Source organism: Microbacterium esteraromaticum (assembly GCF_014084045.1).
Taxonomy (GTDB): Bacteria; Actinomycetota; Actinomycetes; order Actinomycetales; family Microbacteriaceae; genus Microbacterium; species Microbacterium esteraromaticum_D.
The window spans coordinates 2,743,379-2,760,024 of record NZ_CP043732.1 but is presented as its reverse complement, the minus strand read 5'-3'; the positions used below and the strand labels follow the sequence as shown (position 1 = coordinate 2,760,024).

Genomic DNA, 16,646 nt, shown 5'->3' with positions numbered 1-16,646 from the left:
AGCAGCTTTGATGGTGCTCGTGATGACGATCCGCGCGATCCCGGGATACTCCCTCTCGCTCAGACGAGTTTAGCCGATTCTGAGACGATCGACTGTTCCGCGACACCCCCACTGTGAGAGACACTCAGACAGGCGACGGCGATCGGAAGAGGGATGCCGAAAAGCACGCAGGACCGCGAGTGGGCCGCTCTGGCCGCATCCGGTGACCAGGATGCGTTCCGGGCGATCTACCGCGCCCATGTGCGCCCGGTGTACTGGATCGCGCACGGCATCCTCGGCTCGGCTCCCGACGCCGAGGACGTCGTGCAGGAGACCTTCGTGGTCGCATGGCGCAAGCTGCCCGGCTTCGAGCCGCTCGGCGACTCGCTTCTTCCGTGGCTTGCGACGATCTGCCGCTTCCAGGCGGCGAATCGTCTGCGCCGCCTGCGGCGCGACAGAGCGAACACCGCGGATGCCATGGACGAGACGCTGCCGGACACGGTGAGCGTCGAGGATCAGGTGATCACATCCTCGCTGGCGGAGCGGATCACGGCGGAGGTGGCGCGACTCAGCGACATCGACCGGGAGATCTTCCGGCTGTGCGTCGTGAACGGATTCGCGTACGAGGCGGCCGCAGCGCAGCTCGGGGTCAGCCACGCCGTCGTCCGCAATCGTCTCTCGCGGGTTCGCACGCGACTTCGCGGTGCGGTGAGGGAAGTGAGAGACGCATGAGCGAGAAGAGCGGGCTGCCGCCGCTGAGCGATGAGAGCATCTCCGGGATGGAGGACGCGATCTTCGACCGGATCGCGCAGGAGCCGCGAGCAGGCGCGAACCGGCCGGCCGACGAGCGCCGACGGCGACGCGGGTGGGTCACTGCTCTCGGGGTCGCCGCCGCGTTCGTCGCCGGCGCGCTCGTCGCGCCTCCGCTGCTGAGCGGTCTTGGCGCAGGCACAGGAGCGTCGGTCATCGACGGGGCTTCGTCGGAGGTGTCGCCCGAGGCCGCTGTCGGGGGTGAGACGGCACCGGACGCAGCTGTGGACGGCTCGGCGGGTGGCTCGAGCAGCGAATCTGCCGACGCGGACTCGTCGGGCACGGCGGTGGCACCTCGGGACGAAAGAGGCTCGAAGGGCGCAGACGCGCCCCTCGCCAGTGTCGACGACGCACGGGAGATCATCGTCTTCGCCGAGATGACTCTTCGTGTGCAAGACGCCGAGGACGCCGCCGACGACATCACCGCGCTTGCTGCGGAGCACGGCGGGTTCGTCGAATCCGCGTCGCTCGGCCTCGATCGGGATGACGCGTCGATCGCCCCCGAGCAGCCGCGGGAGCCGGGTACGGGATGGATCAGCATCCGGGTCCCCGCCGACGAACTCGAGAAGGTGATGGCGGCGGTGGGCGAGGAGGGCGAAGTGCTGCGTTCGTCGATCTCGCGCGACGACGTCACCGCGACGGCCGTCGACCTTCGTGCGCGCATCGACTCGGCCCGCACGTCGGTCGAGCGTCTCACCGAGCTCATGGGCGGATCGGGCTCTGTGGCAGATCTGATCGCGGCCGAGGCCGCCCTGAGCGAACGCCAGGCTCAGCTGGAGAGCTATGAGCAGCAGCTGAAGCATCTCGACGAGCAGGTGGCGCTGTCGACGATCTCGATCCAGCTGACCGAGAGGACCACGGCGACCGAGGCCGATCCTGCCGGCTTCGGCGATGGTCTGCTGGCCGGTTGGAACGGTCTGGTCGCGAGCCTGAACGGGCTGGTGGTCGCGATCGGCTTCCTGCTTCCATGGCTGGGCATCGCGGCGGTCGTGCTGGCGGCGGTGTGGCTCCTCCGTCGGCGGATGCGGCACGATCAGGACTCCGCTGTCGGCTGATTTTCCGCGGTATACAAGAAGTCTTGTGCTCTTTCCCGACCGGCCATAGCGTTGCGGGCGTGGAAGAGATCTCCGTCATCACGGCCGTGCACCACCCGCTGCGCCGACGTATCGTCGACCATCTGCAGCTCCATGAGACCGCTCAGGTCGGCGCTCTCTCCCGCGCTCTCGACGTGCAGGTGGGCAGCATCAGCCACCACCTGCGCATGCTGCAGCGGGCGGGCATGGTCGAGCAGGTCGACGATCCCACCGGTGACAGGCGCACCAGCTGGTGGCGTCTGTCGCGCCGATCGCTGAGCTGGTCGAGCCGCGATTACGCCGACTCCCCCGCCGCGGCCTATCTGGCGCGGGAGGCCCAGCGGCTGAACCTGCGTCATCAGCTGGAGCGTCTTCAGCAGTGGAATCGGGTCAGCGAGAGCAGCGACGTCGAGGCGTTCAGCACGGATGCTCTGGCCTGGGCCACCGCCCAGGAGCTCCTCGAACTGCAGCACCGGATCACAGAGGCGGTCGACTCGTGGCGCGATGGCATCGACAGGGCGGACGGGCAGGAGCGGATGCCGGTCTTCTTCTTCGCGCACGGCTTCCCGACGGCGGTGTGAGATGGCGACCGCGGACGCCCTGATGCTTCGTACTCCCCCGCCGTTCCGGCGGGATGCGATGGTGCACGCCTGGCTCGTCGTGAAGGCGCTCTCCGATGCCGGCGATGCGGTGTGGACGATAGCCGTGGCGTGGACGGCCGTGCAGATCGCGTCGCCCGCGGTGGCCGGACTGATCGTCGCCGCCGGGACGCTCCCCCGCGCCGTGATCCTGCTGATCGGCGGCGCGGTCGCCGACAGGGTCGACCCGCGGCGGATGATGCTGCTCTTCAACGGGATCAGGGTCGTGGTGCTCGCGTCGACGGCGGTGTGGATCCTCACGATCGAGCCGACGGTCGCAGTGCTGCTGATCGCGACGATCGCCTTCGGCGTCTGCGATGCCTTCTACGAGCCTGCAGCGGGGACGATCCCTCGACAGCTGGTCCGTCCCGCCGATCTGCCTGCCTATTCGGCGCTGAGCCAGACCTTCAGTCGCCTCGGCACGATGGCCGGGGCGGCCGTCGGCGGGTTCCTGGTGGCCTGGAGCGGGATGCCGGGCAGCGCGACGGCCGACGCTGTGACCTTCACCGTCGTCATCGCGTTCATCGCGATCTGGCTGCGCCCTCGCTTCGCGCTTCCGCGCAGCTCGCCCGAGGCGACGGTGATGCAGGACGTTGCTTCGGGTTTCCGCCATCTCGCCGGAGACTCGGCGACCCGAACGCTCGTCCTCGCTCTGTCAGGGCTCAACCTCGCCGTCGGCCCCGCCCTCGCCATCGGGCTCGCCCTGCAGGCGACGGCGCATGGATGGGGAGCGGCGGCGGTCGGGCGGTTCGAGGCGCTGGTCGGCGGAGGCGCGATGGTGGGTGCACTGATCGTCGTGCGCTGGCGTCCTCGACACGAGGCGATCGGCGGATTCTGGGCACTCGTGGTCCAGGGCGGCGGCATCGCGCTGATCGGCGTCGGCACGCCCTGGGCGGTCGGCGCCGGATGCCTGCTCATCGGCCTCACGGCCGGTTTCGCGTCGGTGCTGCTCGGAGCCACGTTCGCCGCGACCATCGCCCCGGCCTTCCTCGGCCGGATGTCGTCGATCACGCGGCTCGGCGACGACTGCCTGATGCCGCTCACGATGGCTGCATTCGGCGCTCTCGCGGCGGTCCTGCCGCTGTGGGCGCCCTTCGCCCTGTACGGCGGTGCGCTGATGCTGCTCATGGTGCTCCCCCTCCGCAATCCACGGCTGCGGGCGATCGAGCTGCGTTCCTCGGCGGGACCCGCATAGGGCACCGGCGTCTCTGGAGGAAGCCCCTTCGACAGGGCGTCGCGTTCCGATACGGTTCCGGCATGACACCACAGACGTTCCGCCCCCGGCGAGCGATCGTCACGGCATCCGACTCGGGAATCGGCGCGGCCACCGCCCTGGCTCTGGCGGCTGCCGGGATGGACATCGGGATCACATGGCACAGCGACGAGGAAGGCGCCGAGCGCACCGCGTCCGCCGTGCGAGAACGCGGGCGCAAGGCCGTGGTGACCCGGTTCGACGCCACGCAGCTCGACCGGGTGACGGGCGTCATCGACGATCTGGCGGAGCAGCTCGGCGGTGTCGACGTGTTCGTGAACAACGCCGGAGCGAGTGTCCCGCGCGCGTTTCTCGATGTGCCGCTCGGCGAGTGGCGCGACACCGTGGCCCTCAACCTCGACGGCGCGTTCGCCGGGATGCAGGCGGCGGCGCGGCGGATGGTCGCAACCGGCGCCGGAGGGCGGATCATCGCGGTGACGAGCGTTCACGCCCACCAGCCGCGCGTCGGCCTCTCCGCGTACATCGCCGCCAAGCACGGGCTGTCCGGCCTGATCAAGACCATGGCCCTCGAGCTCGGCGAGCTACGTGACCGGAGCTGATTGGAACGTCGACGGCGGGATGCTGCTGATGGGGCCTCAGGCCGGCTCCCATATCGCCGACGACCGCTGGCGGGAGGGCTGAGCGACCACCCCGGGCTCCCGTCCGGTCGGCGGACGCCCGCTGGACGGAGCTCGGGGACCGAACGCGAAGAAGGCCCTCCGGATTCCGGAGGGCCTTCTTCAGGTCAGTGACCCCAGCGGGATTCGAACCCGCGTTACCGCCGTGAGAGGGCGGCGTACTAGGCCGCTATACGATGGGGCCGTCACTGCAACCGTTCAAGTATGCCATGACGGATCCGGCCCGGCCAAATCGAGCCGCTCACGATCTGTTCGACTCAGGCGAGCATGTCCTTGACCATCGGGACGACCTTCTCGCCATACAGGCCGATCGACTCCATCATCGTGGCGTGCGTGATGCCGCTCTGGTCGTACTTGAGGTCGAAGCGGTCCACCTTCAGTGTGCGCAGCGTGCCGACGATCTTGCGGGCCACCGTCTCCGGGGACCCGATGTAGAGCGCGCCGCTCTCGATCTCGCGCTCGAAGTCGCCGACGGCGGGCGGAGCCCACCCGCGCTCCTGTCCGATGCGGGTGCGCATCGCGAACCAGCCGTCGTGGGTGAGCGCACGAGCCTGATCGTCGGTTTCGGCCACGAGCCCCGGTGAGTGCACGGCCACCGGCTGGTGGGCGACGCCGTACTGGTCCTGCGCTCGGGTGAACAGGTCGACATACGGAGCGAAGCGCGCCGCCGGTCCGCCGATGATCGCAAGGAAGAGCCCGAAGTTGTACCGCGCCGTGCGCACCACCGAGTCGGGGCTGCCACCGACTCCCACCCAGGTGCGCAGCCCGTTCGCCGTCGTCGGGAAGACCCTCTGGTTCTCGAGCGCTGCTCGTGTGCTGCCCTGCCAGGTGACGGGCTCCTCCGTGAGCAGCTGCGACAGCAGGTCGAGGCGCTCCTCGAACAGCTCCTCGTACTGCCGCAGGTCGAAGCCGAACAGGGGGAACGACTCGATGAACGAACCGCGTCCCGCGACGATCTCGGCTCGGCCGTTCGAGACGGCGTCGAGCGTCGAGAACCTCTCGAACACCCGAACGGGGTCGTCGGAGCTGAGCACGGTCACCGCGGACCCGAGGCGGATGCGCTCGGTGCGCGCCGCGGCTGCCGACAGGACTACCTCGGGACTCGACACCGCGAAGTCAGGGCGATGGTGCTCTCCCAGCCCGAAGAAGTCCAGACCAACGCTGTCGGCCAGCACAGCCTCCTCGATGATGTCCCGGATCACCTGCGGATGCGGGACGGATTCGCCGTCGGCGTCCTTAGTGACGCCGCCGAAGGTGTCGAGCCCGAATTCGATGTCAGTCATGTCGTCAGGAACCGCCGTCCGACGCGTTTCATTCCCATGAATGCATTTGAGCACCGGAAAGGCAGAAGGCCCTCCGATCGCTCGGAGGGCCTTCTGTGTCGCTGTGACCCCAGCGGGATTCGAACCCGCGTTACCGCCGTGAGAGGGCGGCGTACTAGGCCGCTATACGATGGGGCCGTTTCGGCCCTGAGGGCCGATCTGGCAACCGTAGAAGTCTGTCATGGCGCGGGCGCCCGCTCCAAATCGACACCGGCGGAGCATGCATCGCGGGCGTGTCGCGTCAACCGGTTTGCCCGAATCGGTGGCGACCAGTTGACTTCCGTCATGCGCATCACGAAGTACGAGCACGCCGCACTCCGAGTCGATGAAGCGGGCAGGGCCCTCCTCATCGATCCCGGTTCGTTCACCACGCCCTTCGACGACCTGGCTGATGTCGTAGCGGTCGTGATCACCCACGAACACCCCGACCACTGGACCGGATCGCACCTGGATCGGATCCTCCGTGCGGCACCGGGCACTCCGATCCTCAGCACGGCCGGCGTCGCCGCCGCTGCATCCGATTACGAGATCACCGTCGTCGCCCCGGGCGATGAGCTCACCGTCGGCGAGTTCACGCTGCGGTTCTTCGGGGGCTCGCACGCCGTGATCCACGAGAGTCTGCCGGGCATCGAGAACCTCGGCGTACTCGTGAACGACGAGCTGTACTACCCCGGTGACTCCTACGCCGTGCCGGAGGGGGTCGAGGTGAAGACGCTCGCGGCGCCGCTCGGCGCGCCGTGGCTGAAGATCGGCGAGGCCATGGACTTCGTGCTCGCTGTCTCACCGCGCCGCTGCTTCGGCACCCATGACATGACGCTGTCAACCATCGGGCGCACGATGCACCGCCAGCGTCTGCAATGGGCCACCGAACAGGGCGGCGGGACGTTCTTCGAGCTCGATCCCGCCCAGAGCCTCGACGTGTGACCCAGAGCAGTCTCGGTCAGAGCGCGCTCTGACCCGACCGCACCCGCAGGTCGCGCGCGAGGTCGTCGCGCGACTCGATCACCAGGCGACGCAGCGCGCCTGGTGCGTCTGCGTTCTGCTCGAGCCAGGCGTCCACCGCCTCGGTGGTCTCCGCGGCGGGGAACAGACCGAGCACCAGCCGCTGGGCCAGCTCGATGCTGCGCTGGGTCCAGGCATCCCGGATGCGGGTGAAGTACTCCGCGTCGAACCCGTCGATCAGGTCGCGACGCCCAGCGGCCCGGAACCCGGCGATCGTCGCGTCGAGGTGATCGTTGCTCAGGCTCAGGTCGCTCCACGCCGATTCCCACGCCGCGGCGCGGATGGACGCTTCGGGGCGGGATGCCAGCGCCCGGATCTCCGCGGTGTGACCGGCAGCCGTGTCGTCATTCGCGCGCTCGGCGGCGATCGCCTGAGCGTCGGCGTGTCCGGTCGAGGCGAGCGCGGTCAGCAGCAGCCAGCGCAGATCGGCGTCGATCGGGAGCCCCTGCGGGGCGTTCCCGTCGAGGATCGCCCAGACCTCGGCGGCGCGCGAGTCATCGAACGACGATGCGGCGGCGAATGCGCGCGCCCACGACAGCTGCGCATCGCTGCCCGGGTCTGCCTCCTGCAGCGCCGCCCACGTCGAGTCGACCCAGGCGCGGCGCTGCGCGGCGCGGTCGCCCTCGGCGACGTAATGCCCGATGGCGAAGGCCGCGTTCAGGAGAGTGGCGCTGAGCAGTGCCACGTTCGGCTCAGCGGGCGCGTGCGCGCGCACGATGTCGAGGTAGCGGGCAGCGGCCAGCTCTCCGTCGCGCGTCGCGTTCCACAGCGACGACCAGATCAGCCCGCGCGCGAGCTCGTCGCTCAGTGTCGACAGCGACGCTGCGACGGTGGCCAGCGACCTGTCGTCGAGTCTCACCTTCGCGTAGGTGAGATCCTCGTCGTTGAGCAGGATCAGATCCGCCTCCGGGATCTCGACCTCGGTGCGCTCCTGGTCGACGGTGAGCTCGATGCGCTCGCGCAGCGCGATCGCGCCATCGACCGTGTCGTACAGCCCGACGCGCAGGCGGTGCGGGCGAGGCGCTGCCTCGCCGCTGTCCTGCACGATGGCGCGCCGGCCCTCGGCATCCGTCTCGAGCCACAGTGCCGACACCCCGCTCGTCTCGAGCCAGGAGCGCGACCACTCGCGCAGCGGCTGGCCGGAGGCGCCCTCGAGCTGGTCGAGGAGGTCGCCGAGCGTCGTGTTGCCGAAGGCATGCGCGGCGAAGTAGCGGCGTGCGCCCTCGAAGAAGGCGTCCTCTCCGACGAACGCGACCAGCTGCTTGAGAACCGACGCGCCCTTCGCGTAGGTGATGCCGTCGAAGTTCAGCTTCGCCGCCTCGAGGTCGGGGATGTCGGCCACGATCGGATGGGTCGTGGGCAGCTGATCCTGACGGTACGCCCAGGTCTTGCGGCTGTTCGCGAAACGCGCCCAGGCGTCGGTGAAGCGCGTGGCAGCGGCTGACGCGTGAGTGCCCATGTAGTCGGCGAACGACTCCTTCAGCCACAGGTCGTCCCACCAGCGCATGGTCACGAGATCGCCGAACCACATGTGCGCCATCTCATGCAGGATCGTGTTCGCCCGCCCGCCGCGCTGCGCGTCGGTCGCCGCACCGCGGTTGATGTACGCCTCCGTGAACGTGACCAGACCGGGGTTCTCCATCGCTCCGAGGTTGTACTCGGGCACGAAGATCTGGTCGTACTTGCCCCACGGGTACGGGTATTCGAACGCATCGGAGAAGAAGTCGAGACCCTGGCGGGTCACCTCGAGGATCTCGTCGGCCTCGAGATGCTCGGCGAGGGATGCCCGGCACAGCACGCCGAGCGCGATCCGCTGCTCGTCGCGGCTCCACTCGCCGTCGATGCGCGCATAGGGTCCGGCGGCGACCGAGGTGATGAAGCTCGAGATGGGAAGGGTCGGCGCGAACTCGATCGTCTGCACCCCGATCCCCTCGGTGACATGGGCGGCCGACTGATTCGAGAGCACGTGCCAGCCGGCCGGGGCCGTCACCTCGAAGGTGTAGGCGGCCTTCAGGTCGGGCTGCTCGAAGCACGCCATGACGCGGCGGGAGTCGGCGGGCTCATACTGCGTGTACAGGTAGGTCTCGCCGTCGACCGGGTCGTGGAAGCGGTGCATTCCCTCACCGGAACGGCTGTAGGCGGCGATGCCCTCGACACGCACCACGTGCGAACCGCCGAGCCCGTCTATCAGGATGCGCGCACCGTCCCAGCGGATGTCGCGGTCCTCGCCGTCGACCGTGACCCGGTCGACCGACTCGCCGATGAAGTCCAGCCACGTCTCTGGCTCCGTCGCGTCGAACGTCAGCGTCGTCGCGGTCGCGAAACCGGTCCGGGCGCGCTCGGGTGCACCGGCGAGATCGAGTTCGACGCGCACCTCGCGCAGCGTGATCGATGCGGCGCGGCGGGCGGTCTCATCCTTGGTGAGGTTGGCTGAGCTCATCACACCATCGTGTCATGCCGTGCGAGCTCATGCGGAGGCGGATACCGGCACCTTCGCGAGAGCCTGCTCGAGGTCGGCGAGCAGGTCGTCGACGTTCTCGAGGCCGATCGAGAGCCGCACGACGTCGGCGCCGGGCCTTGCCTCCGGCGCCACCGGACGGTGCGTCAGCGCGGCGGGGTGCTGGATGAGCGAGTCGACGCCGCCGAGGGAGACCGCGTGAGTGAACAGGCGAACCGCCCCGGTGACCGCCTCGGCCGCGGAGTAGCCGCCGGTGAGACGGATGGCGATCATCGCTCCGCCACCGCGCATCTGCCGTCCGATCAGGCCGCGCTCGTCGTCGAACTCGGGATACAGCACCTCGCTGACGGCGGGATTGTGCTGGAGGGCGTGCGCCAGGGTGCGGGCGGAGGCCTGCTGGGCGTGGATGCGCATCGGCAGCGTGGCCAGGCCGCGGTGCAGCAGGTAGGCACCGAGCGGGTGGAGCAGCGCCCCCGTGATGGCGCGTACGCGCCGCAGCGCCTCTGCCGTCTGCTCGCTGCACGAGATGACCCCGGCGATCACGTCGCCGTGACCGCCGATGTACTTGGTCGCGCTGTGCAGCGACATCGCGGCCCCCAGGTCGAGGGGGTTCTGCAGCAGCGGTGTGGCGAAGGTGTTGTCGACCAGCACCGGGATGCCCTCGGCCTGCGTCACGACGGCGGCGATGTCGACGAGGTCGAGCGTCGGGTTCGCCGGCGTCTCCAGCACGATCATGCCGGTGTCCGGGCGGATGCTGGCTGCGACCTCGTGCTCGTGGCAGAAGGTGACCTCCGCCCCGAGCAGGCCGGAGTCGAGCAGGTGGTCGGTGCCTCCGTACAGCGGACGGACAGCCACGATGTGCCGCTTGCCGACAGCCGTGGTGTGCGCGAGGATCGCGGCGGTCATCGCCGCCATGCCCGAGCCGAAGGCGACAGAGGCCTCGGCGTGCTCCAGCTCGGAGAGCGCCTCTTCGAATCGGGCGACGGTGGGGTTCCACAGCCGCGCGTAGACGTTGCCGCCATCGGGCAGCGGGTGCCCGCCGGTTGCCATCGACTCGTACGAGTCGCCGCCATGCAGGATGTCGGGCAGCGGATTGGTCGACGACAGGTCGATGGGGGCGGCGTGGACGCCCAGTGCGCCGAAGTCGGCGCGACCGGCGTGGACGGCAACGGTGTCGGGGTGCAGCGGCATGTCGGACATGCATCGATCCTGCTCCGCGCACTCAGAGGAGTCCAGGATGGTTGTCGCACATCGTCGCAGACCACGCGTATGTTGTTCACAGAGCAAATCGAAGCGGATCTCGGGAGCGGAAGTTGTCTGCAGCACAGCATGGCCTCGTCGACGAGCTCGATCTGCGCATCCTCGGCGCACTGATCGCCGATCCGCAGTCGCCCATCAAAGAGCTCGCACAGGCGCTGGGCATCCCGGCGTCTACCTGCGCCTTCCGGCTGCGCAGCCTGCGCAGCCGCGGGGTCGTCACCGGGCCCCGGCTCGAGGTCGACCCCGCCTCGGTGGGCGCGCCCGTCCAGGCGATGATCCGGGTGCGCCTGGGCAACCACAGCAAAGACGGCGTCGAGTCGCTCTTCGACGCGCTCGCGACGACACCGGGAGTGCTGCAGGTGTTCCATATCGCCGGCGCGGACGACTTCCTCGTGCACGTGGCCGTCGCCGACGCAGCCGCCTTGCGCGACATCGTGCTCGAGCGCATCACGGTGCACGAGATCGTCCGCGCCACCGAGACGCAGCTGGTCTTCGAGCTGCGCGAAGGCGCCGGCGTCGTTCCGCGCCGCTGAGGATCAGCCCCTGGTCACCGGCTCGTCGAGGCGATCCGCGACCGCCCGTCGGGAGAACCGGCGTGTCGTCAGCCAGAGCACCACGCCCGCAGCCAGCAGGATCGCGGCGAACAGCCAGACGATCGGGCGCTGCTGGCTGAGCAGCACCAGGCACGAGATCACGCCGAGCACGGGCACGAACGTCCATACGCGGAAGTGCTCATGCTCGACCCGGTCGCGCCGCAGCACCAGCACCGACACGTTCGCACTGATGAAGACGAGCAGCAGCAGGAGCACGACGGTTTCGGCCAGCGTCGCAAGGTCGCCGATGAGCGTCAGCAGCATCGCGACGGCCGTGGTCGACGCGATCGCCACCCACGGCGTCCGGCGGTTCGGCAGCACCCGCCCGAGCGGAGCCGGAAGCAGCCCCTGCTCCGACATGCCGAACGCGAGCCGGCTCGCCATGATCATGGTCAGCAGCGCTCCGTTCGCCACGGCGATCAGCGCGATGAGGCTGAACAGCCACGATGGGACCCTCAGCCCTGTCGCCTCGACCACGGCGAGCAGCGGACCCGTCGATTCCTGCAGCGCGGCGCTGGGCAGCGCCGCGGCGCTCGCCACGCCGACGAGTACGTAGACGATGCCGGCGGTGACCAGCGCGCCGAACAGGGCGCGCGGATACACACGGCTGGGCCTCTTCACCTCTTCGATCACGTTCGCCGAGGTCTCGAAGCCGACGAAGGAGTAGTACGCCACGATGGCGCCCGCGAGCACGGCACCGGCGACGCCGACCCCCTCCGGCAGCTGCGTCGCGCGGCCGAGGTCTCCGCCTCCGCCGCCGACGAAGACAGCCACCACGACGATCACGATCACGAGACCGCTGAGCTCGATCGCCGTCATCACCAGATTGGTGCCCATGGACTCGCGGATGCCCCGTGCGTTGAGCAGCCCGATGAGCACCAGGAACACCATCGCGGCGGGAATGGCCGCAACATCGATGAACGTCGCCAGGTAGTCGCCGGAGAAGGCGATCGCGAGGCCTGCCGCGCTGACAACGCCCGCAGCGAGCATGCTGAAGCCCACCAGGAACGACAGCAGCGGGCTGCGGAACGCGCGCTCGGCGAAGACGGCGGCTCCCCCTGCCCGCGGATACTTCGTCACGAGCTCGGCGTAGGAGCCTGCGGTGAGCAGCGCAAGCAGGAGAGCGGCCGCCAGCGGGGCCCACAGCAGTCCACCTGAGCTCTGCGAGAGCACCCCCATCAGCGCGTAGATCCCGGCCCCGAGCACGTCGCCGAGGATGAAGGCGAAGAGCATGGGCCCGCTGATGGCGCGGCGCAGACGGGGAGGATTCTCGGCGGTGTCCATGGCCTCGAACGTACGGCCGGTCCGCCCCTGCTGCATCGGCCTTGACACCCGCTCAGCCCGGCCGATATGCAGCGGACGTCAGGCCGCGATCCAGGCTGTGGTTCAGACCGTCGTGTCGGCCTCGCGGCGCGGCAGCACCCAGCCGGCCCGCGGGAAGTGGCAGGTGTACCCGTTCGGATACCGGACGAGATAGTCCTGATGCTCGGGCTCGGCCTCCCAGAACGGACCGGCGGCCTCGATCGTGGTGACCGCGGGGGCGGGCCAGAGGCCGGAGGCGTCGACGTCGGCGATCGTCTCTCGCGCGACGCGCTCCTGCTCGGCATCGAGCGGGAAGATCGCCGAGCGGTAGCTGGTGCCGATGTCGTTTCCCTGACGGTTCAGCGTCGACGGGTCGTGGATCTGGAAGAAGAAGGCGAGGATGTCGCGGTACGTCGTCTGCTCGGGGTCGAACACGATCTCGAGCGCCTCAGCGTGGCCGGGGTGGTTGCGGTACGTCGCGTGGTCGTTCTCGCCCCCGGTGTACCCGACGCGTGTGGCGAGCACCCCCGGCTGGCGGCGGATCAGATCCTCCATGCCCCAGAAGCATCCGCCGGCGAGCACGGCCGTCTCCGCGTCCGCGCGGCGGGTGATCTCTCCGGTGTCGCTGGTTCCGCTGGTCATGCTGGTCTCCTCATGTCCTGTGAGTGGGGTCCGCATGGACCCGCGTCTTCCATTCTGCCTCCGCCCGGCGTGCTGAGGGCCGTGTCGACGCGGCCCGGCCGGCGGGAATGCGGCGAGCACCGTCTAGGTTGGTGCAGAGAGCCGCGTCATGGCCGGTCATGGCATCCGAGGAGAGAAATGCGCCCCTATCTCGACAAGTCCGCACCCGAGGTCTGGAAGGCCGCCACCGCCTACTCGAGCGCTGTCGCGAGCGAAGCCGAGCGCAGCGGCCTCTCGCTGCAGGAGAGCGAGTTCATCAAAGTGCGCGCCTCGCAGATCAACGCCTGCGCCTTCTGCCTCGACCTGCATACCCGCGAGGCGCGCGGCTCCGGAATCACCCAGCAGAAGATCGATCTGCTCCCGGCCTGGCGTGAGACCTCGATCTTCACCGAGCGCGAGGCGGCTGTGCTCGCGGTAGCCGAGGCGGCGACGCGCATGCCGCTGACCGAGGAGGCGAAGGCCGACCTGTCGGGCGCTCGCGCCGTGCTCGGAGACGCCGCGTTCGCCGCCGCCGAGTGGATCGCTCTGACCATCAACATGTTCAACCGGATCTCCATCCTCAGCGAGCACCCCGTGCGTCCACGTGGTGCCGACGGAAAGGTGCTGTCATGACGGACGGCCGCTTCGTGGTGCGCGATCTCCCTGGCGAGTCGCGATACGTGCTGATCGACCGCGGCGAGGACGGCACGCAGTCGAAGGAGATCGGCGAGGAGTCGTACGTCGATGTCGGCGACGAGCGCGTGCTGTTCCACACCGGCGTCGCCGAGGAGTACGGCGGGCAGGGCCTCGCCTCGACGCTCGTCCGAGCCGTCGTGGACGACTCGGTCGCGGCGGGCAGGAGCATCGTGCCGGTGTGCCCCTACGTGGCGGCCTGGCTCCCCAAGCATCCGGAGTATCAGCAGCACGTCGTCGAGCGCCGCGGCGAGCATATCGCTGCGATCAAGGCGCAGCAGGGCTGAGCTACTCGCGGGGACGCAGCCTCACCGTCGGCAGCGCCGGCGCGGGAAGCGGCGCCAGCTGCCCTTCGGGATAGGGGCCGAACAACGGGGGCTTGCCGTCGTCCGCCGGGTCGGCCGGCTCGAAGCCCAGCTCGGCCTGGTAGCGGCGGCGGAACTCCTCGATCTCGTCGTGGCTGCGCCCGATGAAGTTCCACCACATGACGATCTGCTCGCCCAGCGGCACCCCGCCGAGCAGGATCACGCGCGCTCCATCCGGCCCCGCGGTGATCACCATCGTGTCGGCGCCGGTCGGGACGTAGCCGAGCTCACGGTGACGCACAGCGACGCCGTTCACGTCGATGACGCCCGTCTCGGCGAGGGCGGCGTGCTCGAAATCGCGGCGGACAGGCAGCACGATCTCGGCGTCGGGGTCGAGGATCAGCTCGGCGCCGAGCATGTCGGGCGTCCGCGTGTCGACCGGCGACGTCGAGCCGAGCAGCGATCCGATGAACACCCGCACGGCGGCGCCCGCGAGTTCGACGGGCTCGGGTGCGTAGTGGGCGAAGCCGTGCGCCGAGAACCGAGTGGCCTCCGGCAGGGCGTACCAGAGCTGCACGCCGTGCAGCACCGTGGTCTCGGGGGTGCTGATCTCCTGATGGGTGATCCCCTGCCCCGCGATCATGAGGTTCAGCTCTCCCGGCAGCACGGCCGCGGCGACGCCGTTCGAGTCGAGGTGGTCGATGCGCCCGGTGAACAGCCATGACACGGTCGCGAGGCCGGTGTGCGGGTGACGCGGAACCTCCATGCCGCCGGTGCGGGCGACGTCGTCCGGGCCGTAGTGGTCGAGGAAGCACCAGGCGCCGACGAGCGACCGGCGCTTCTGCGGCAGAGTGCGGTACACCGTCATCGCCCGGATGCCGCCGAGCGGAACCTCACGGGGTGCGAGGACGTCGACAGAGGTGCACCGCTCCCCCGGTTCGAGGACGCTCAACGGCGGGTTCTTCTCGAGGTTGGTCATCGCGGCTCCTCGGACTGTCGTGGCTGAGTGCGTGGTCCAGCCAGCGTAGCCGCGTGCTCGGCCTGGAGGGCCGCACGACGGGCATCCCTTCTGGGCGACCGGCGTCGCAGCTCGCCGTCGTGAAGCTCCAGCACCCGATCGGCTCGGGCGAGCATCGCCGGGTCGTGGGTGGCGACGATCGCGGCGGTGCCGCGCTCGTGCACCAGCCGCGCGATGAGATCCATGATCTGCGCGCCGGTCTCGCTGTCGAGCTGGGCAGTGGGCTCGTCGGCGAGCAGGATGCCCGGCTGCATGACCAGCGCCCTGGCGATGCCGACCCGCTGCTGCTGACCGCCGGAGAGCTCGCCCGGTCTCTGCGGTGCATGATCCTCGAGTCCGACGTCCCGCAGGGCCTCGGCGACCCGACGGTCACGCTCTGCGGGATCGACGCGGCGGATGCGCAGAGGCACCTCGACGTTCTCGGCTGCAGACAGCACCGGGATGAGACCGGCCGTCTGGAAGATCGACGCGATGCGCGAGCCGCGCAGCCCGGTCGCATCCGTCGACGGATCGGAGAGATCGGCGCCGTCGATCAGCACCCGGCCGGATGTCGGCCGGTCGAGACCGCCCAGCATCGTGAGCAGGGTCGTCTTTCCTGCTCCCGAGCGGCCGGCCACCACGACGAGCTCGCCCGGGCTGACCTCGAGATCGACATCCCGCACCGCGACGACATCGCCGCCGGGGCTCGGGAAGACGCGCGTGAGCGACTCCGCCTTCAGCACCGCGTTCACGAGGCATCCTCCGCTGATTCGCCCGTTCGCGGGGCATCCTGCCCTGATGCGACGCGCACATGGTCGGGTTCGAGGCTGAGCCGCACCCGGTCGCGCAGATCGAGCGCGGAGACGAAGTCGGCGGGCAGCTGCATGCGCCCCGCGCGGTCGAGCAGCGCGTACTCCTGCGCGGTGCGCACAGATCTGCCCTCGCCGTCGGTGCTCGAACTGCGCAGCGTCTCGGTGGACGTGCGCCCGTCTCGGATCCGCACGGTGCGCGCGACATGCTCGGTGACGCTCGCATCGTGGGTGACGATCAGCGTCGTCACCCGGCGTTCGCGGTTCACGGTCTCCATCGCGGCGAGCACCTCGGCACTGGTCTGCTCGTCGAGCTCCCCGGTCGGCTCGTCGGCGAGCAGCACGCGTGGGCGGTTGGCGAGGGCGACGGCGATCGCGACCCGCTGACGCTGGCCGCCCGACATCTGCGCGGGGCGCTTGTCAGCGACCTCCGTCGCATCGAGCAGCTCGAGAAGCTCGTCGCCGGCCGCGGCGCGCTCGCCGCGTGGCACGACGCCGGCGACCCCGTGCACCATCGCGATGTTCTCGCGTGCCGAGAGGTACGGAAGCAGGTTGCGCGCCGACTGCTGCCAGACGAACCCCACGCTGCCGCGACGGTACGACAGACGCTCGGCGCCCTTCATGGTCACCAGGTCGTGACCGGCGACCCGCGCGGCGCCTGCGGTCGGCTGATCGAGGCCGGCGAGTATGCCGAGCAGGGTGCTCTTTCCCGATCCGGATGCGCCGACCAGGGCGACCATGTCGCCCGTGGCCATGCGCAGGTCGAGGCCCTGCAGCGCCTGTACCTCCACGCCCTGTGCCGTGAAGATGCGCACGAGCCCCTCGCACACGATCGCGCCGTCGCTCATGTCATCC

At 69.6% G+C, this 16,646-nt stretch carries 16 protein-coding genes, 2 tRNA genes and 1 pseudogene; 9 read left to right on the top strand and 10 right to left on the bottom strand.

The window, feature by feature from the left end:
* Window positions 1–153 precede the first annotated feature (153 nt).
* The 5 genes and pseudogenes from FVO59_RS13215 (at window position 154) to FVO59_RS13195 (ending at window position 4,394) form a co-directional block, all read left to right on the top strand.
* Window positions 154–711 carry an RNA polymerase sigma factor gene (locus FVO59_RS13215; RefSeq protein WP_182253045.1) on the top strand — a complete coding sequence of 186 codons (558 nt, stop codon included), beginning with the start codon at window positions 154–156 and terminating at the stop codon, window positions 709–711.
* Entirely contained in the window at window positions 708–1,844 is a 1,137-nt protein-coding gene (locus FVO59_RS13210) for a DUF4349 domain-containing protein (protein ID WP_182253044.1), read from the top strand. Before FVO59_RS13215 ends, FVO59_RS13210 begins: the two co-directional genes overlap by 4 nt.
* A gap of 59 nt (window positions 1,845–1,903) precedes the next feature.
* Window positions 1,904–2,443 (top strand): winged helix-turn-helix domain-containing protein, encoded by a 540-nt coding sequence (locus FVO59_RS13205; protein ID WP_182253043.1) that lies wholly within the window; start codon window positions 1,904–1,906, stop codon window positions 2,441–2,443.
* A 1-nt stretch (window position 2,444) separates the two neighbouring features.
* Complete coding sequence (locus tag FVO59_RS13200; RefSeq protein WP_182253042.1) at window positions 2,445–3,695, top strand: MFS transporter; 1,251 nt, start codon at window positions 2,445–2,447, stop codon at window positions 3,693–3,695.
* A gap of 62 nt (window positions 3,696–3,757) precedes the next feature.
* Window positions 3,758–4,394: pseudogene (locus FVO59_RS13195) on the top strand (SDR family NAD(P)-dependent oxidoreductase).
* Between the two features lie 107 nt (window positions 4,395–4,501).
* Here FVO59_RS13195 and FVO59_RS13190 read toward each other — a convergent pair.
* The 3 genes from FVO59_RS13190 to FVO59_RS13180 form a co-directional block, all read right to left on the bottom strand.
* Window positions 4,502–4,574 (bottom strand) — tRNA-Glu (locus tag FVO59_RS13190).
* Between the two features lie 73 nt (window positions 4,575–4,647).
* Window positions 4,648–5,673 carry an LLM class flavin-dependent oxidoreductase gene (locus FVO59_RS13185; protein WP_182253041.1) on the bottom strand — a complete coding sequence of 342 codons (1,026 nt, stop codon included), beginning with the start codon at window positions 5,671–5,673 and terminating at the stop codon, window positions 4,648–4,650.
* Between the two features lie 104 nt (window positions 5,674–5,777).
* Window positions 5,778–5,850, bottom strand: a tRNA-Glu gene (locus tag FVO59_RS13180).
* A gap of 147 nt (window positions 5,851–5,997) precedes the next feature.
* On the opposite strand from FVO59_RS13180, the gene FVO59_RS13175 reads away from it, so the two are divergent.
* Entirely contained in the window at window positions 5,998–6,636 is a 639-nt protein-coding gene (locus tag FVO59_RS13175; RefSeq protein WP_182253040.1) for an MBL fold metallo-hydrolase, read from the top strand.
* Between the two features lie 16 nt (window positions 6,637–6,652).
* Here FVO59_RS13175 and pepN read toward each other — a convergent pair whose 3' ends face one another.
* Window positions 6,653–9,154, bottom strand: coding sequence for an aminopeptidase N (gene pepN / locus FVO59_RS13170; protein WP_182253039.1), 2,502 nt, complete (start codon window positions 9,152–9,154; stop codon window positions 6,653–6,655).
* Between the two features lie 27 nt (window positions 9,155–9,181).
* The gene (locus FVO59_RS13165) at window positions 9,182–10,372 is read right to left on the bottom strand and encodes a trans-sulfuration enzyme family protein (protein WP_220465681.1); all 1,191 of its coding nucleotides are present in this window, start codon (window positions 10,370–10,372) and stop codon (window positions 9,182–9,184) included.
* 113 nt (window positions 10,373–10,485) lie between these two features.
* Here FVO59_RS13165 and FVO59_RS13160 point away from each other — a divergent pair, with 113 nt between their 5' ends.
* Window positions 10,486–10,965 carry an Lrp/AsnC family transcriptional regulator gene (locus tag FVO59_RS13160; protein WP_182253038.1) on the top strand — a complete coding sequence of 160 codons (480 nt, stop codon included), beginning with the start codon at window positions 10,486–10,488 and terminating at the stop codon, window positions 10,963–10,965.
* Window positions 10,966–10,968: 3 nt separating this feature from the next.
* Here FVO59_RS13160 and FVO59_RS13155 read toward each other — a convergent pair whose 3' ends face one another.
* Window positions 10,969–12,309, bottom strand: a complete 1,341-nt coding sequence (locus FVO59_RS13155; protein ID WP_182253037.1) for an APC family permease — start codon at window positions 12,307–12,309, stop codon at window positions 10,969–10,971.
* A gap of 102 nt (window positions 12,310–12,411) precedes the next feature.
* Window positions 12,412–12,969, bottom strand: a complete 558-nt coding sequence (gene msrA, locus FVO59_RS13150) for a peptide-methionine (S)-S-oxide reductase MsrA (protein ID WP_182253036.1) — start codon at window positions 12,967–12,969, stop codon at window positions 12,412–12,414.
* Window positions 12,970–13,146: 177 nt separating this feature from the next.
* Here msrA and FVO59_RS13145 point away from each other — a divergent pair, with 177 nt between their 5' ends.
* The gene (locus FVO59_RS13145; protein WP_182253035.1) at window positions 13,147–13,620 is read left to right on the top strand and encodes a carboxymuconolactone decarboxylase family protein; all 474 of its coding nucleotides are present in this window, start codon (window positions 13,147–13,149) and stop codon (window positions 13,618–13,620) included.
* Entirely contained in the window at window positions 13,617–13,967 is a 351-nt protein-coding gene (locus tag FVO59_RS13140) for a GNAT family N-acetyltransferase (protein WP_182253034.1), read from the top strand. Before FVO59_RS13145 ends, FVO59_RS13140 begins: the two co-directional genes overlap by 4 nt.
* Window position 13,968: 1 nt before the next feature.
* On the opposite strand, the gene FVO59_RS13135 is transcribed toward FVO59_RS13140, so the two are convergent.
* The 3 genes from FVO59_RS13135 to FVO59_RS13125 are packed head-to-tail and all read right to left on the bottom strand — an operon-like array spanning window position 13,969 to window position 16,639.
* Complete coding sequence (locus FVO59_RS13135) at window positions 13,969–14,964, bottom strand: pirin family protein (protein ID WP_182253033.1); 996 nt, start codon at window positions 14,962–14,964, stop codon at window positions 13,969–13,971.
* On the bottom strand, window positions 14,961–15,734 hold the full coding sequence (locus tag FVO59_RS13130) for an ABC transporter ATP-binding protein (protein ID WP_182253032.1): 774 nt from the start codon (window positions 15,732–15,734) through the stop codon (window positions 14,961–14,963). The genes FVO59_RS13135 and FVO59_RS13130 overlap by 4 nt, the downstream gene beginning before the upstream one ends.
* Window positions 15,731–16,639 carry an ABC transporter ATP-binding protein gene (locus FVO59_RS13125; RefSeq protein WP_182253031.1) on the bottom strand — a complete coding sequence of 303 codons (909 nt, stop codon included), beginning with the start codon at window positions 16,637–16,639 and terminating at the stop codon, window positions 15,731–15,733. Before FVO59_RS13125 ends, FVO59_RS13130 begins: the two co-directional genes overlap by 4 nt.
* Between the last annotated feature and the right edge of the window lie 7 nt (window positions 16,640–16,646).

What these genes read in the sequence shown, in the direction of transcription:
- pepN (WP_182253039.1), bottom strand. Translation starts at nt 9,154, where the DNA reads ATGAGCTCAGCCAACCTCACCAAGGATGAGACCGCCCGCCGCGCCGCA.
- FVO59_RS13215 (WP_182253045.1), top strand. Translation starts at nt 154, where the DNA reads ATGCCGAAAAGCACGCAGGACCGCGAGTGGGCCGCTCTGGCCGCATCC.
- FVO59_RS13125 (WP_182253031.1), bottom strand. Translation starts at nt 16,639, where the DNA reads ATGAGCGACGGCGCGATCGTGTGCGAGGGGCTCGTGCGCATCTTCACG.
- FVO59_RS13185 (WP_182253041.1), bottom strand. Translation starts at nt 5,673, where the DNA reads ATGACTGACATCGAATTCGGGCTCGACACCTTCGGCGGCGTCACTAAG.
- FVO59_RS13145 (WP_182253035.1), top strand. Translation starts at nt 13,147, where the DNA reads ATGCGCCCCTATCTCGACAAGTCCGCACCCGAGGTCTGGAAGGCCGCC.
- msrA (WP_182253036.1), bottom strand. Translation starts at nt 12,969, where the DNA reads ATGACCAGCGGAACCAGCGACACCGGAGAGATCACCCGCCGCGCGGAC.
- FVO59_RS13200 (WP_182253042.1), top strand. Translation starts at nt 2,445, where the DNA reads ATGGCGACCGCGGACGCCCTGATGCTTCGTACTCCCCCGCCGTTCCGG.
- FVO59_RS13135 (WP_182253033.1), bottom strand. Translation starts at nt 14,964, where the DNA reads ATGACCAACCTCGAGAAGAACCCGCCGTTGAGCGTCCTCGAACCGGGG.
- FVO59_RS13155 (WP_182253037.1), bottom strand. Translation starts at nt 12,309, where the DNA reads ATGGACACCGCCGAGAATCCTCCCCGTCTGCGCCGCGCCATCAGCGGG.
- FVO59_RS13165 (WP_220465681.1), bottom strand. Translation starts at nt 10,372, where the DNA reads ATGTCCGACATGCCGCTGCACCCCGACACCGTTGCCGTCCACGCCGGT.
- FVO59_RS13210 (WP_182253044.1), top strand. Translation starts at nt 708, where the DNA reads ATGAGCGAGAAGAGCGGGCTGCCGCCGCTGAGCGATGAGAGCATCTCC.
- FVO59_RS13175 (WP_182253040.1), top strand. Translation starts at nt 5,998, where the DNA reads ATGCGCATCACGAAGTACGAGCACGCCGCACTCCGAGTCGATGAAGCG.
- FVO59_RS13140 (WP_182253034.1), top strand. Translation starts at nt 13,617, where the DNA reads ATGACGGACGGCCGCTTCGTGGTGCGCGATCTCCCTGGCGAGTCGCGA.